The organism is Kocuria sp. CPCC 204721 (genome assembly GCF_040980945.1).
Taxonomy (GTDB): domain Bacteria; phylum Actinomycetota; class Actinomycetes; order Actinomycetales; family Micrococcaceae; genus Kocuria; species Kocuria marina.
In genome coordinates, this window is record NZ_JAVKPO010000055.1 from 1 (window position 1) to 994 (window position 994).

The following is a 994-nucleotide window of genomic DNA, read 5'->3' on the forward strand; positions in this document are numbered from 1 at the left end:
TGAGTTTGTTGGAGGCTCCTGACCTTGGAAACGAGGATGGAGTTATGCCGAAGGAACTGGCGAATGGGAAGCCGACGACGCGTCGCTACTCGGACGAGGAGAAGGCCGCCGCGGTGCGGATGGTGAGGACGCTGCGGGCCGAGCTCGGGGTCACGCAAGGAACCGTGCAGCGAGTCGCGACGCAGCTCGGGTACGGGGTCGAATCCGTGCGGATGTGGGTGAAGCAGGCCGACATCGACGAGGGTGTCACCTCCGGCGTGAGCTCGGCGGAGGCGCAGCGGGTGAAAGAGCTCGAGCAAGAAGTCCGCGAGCTTCGCCGGGCCAACGAGGTGCTGAAGCGGGCTGCGTCTTTCTTCGGGGCGGAGCTCGACCGCCACTACCGGAAGTAGTCGCGTTCATCGACGCGAACAAGGACGACCTCGTCGACGGTCGCCGGCTCGGAGTCGAGCTCATCTGCAGACAGTTGCAGGTGGCTCCGAGCAGCTACTACGCCGCTAAGACCCGCACCCCGTCCGCCCGTGCCCAGCGGGACGAGGAGCTGATCCCGCGGCTCGTCGAGCTGTGGGAGGCGAACTACCGGGTCTACGGGGTCCGCAAGCTCTGGAAGGCGGCCCGGCGGGCGGGGATCGCGATCGGCCGCGACCAGACCGCGAGGTTGATGAAGGTGGCAGGGATCGAGGGCGCAAGGCGCTCGAAACGGGTGAAGACGACCAGGCCGGATCCGGCGTCCGCGCGACACCCGGATCTGGTGCAGCGGGAGTTCACCGCGACCGCTCCGAACCGGCTCTGGGTGACGGATCTGACGTTCGTGGCGACCTGGGCCGGTGTCGCGTACGTGTGCTTCATCATCGACGCGTTCTCCCGCATGATCGTCGGGTGGCGGGTCGCGTCGCACATGCGCACCGAGATGATCCTCGACGCCATCGAGATGGCCCGCTGGTCCAGAGGTCACCGCCACGCGGACCTGCGGTGTCACAGCGACGCGGGGTCTCAA

Annotated in this window: 1 pseudogene and 1 other annotated feature; the pseudogene reads left to right on the forward strand. The window is 67.2% G+C overall.

The features are described from left to right. Positions 1–44: 44 nt before the first annotated feature. Positions 45–994: pseudogene (locus RF637_RS13815) on the forward strand (IS3 family transposase); the annotation flags it as partial. Continuing rightward, positions 344–478, forward strand: a sequence feature (AL1L pseudoknot). (Overlaps the previous pseudogene by 135 nt.)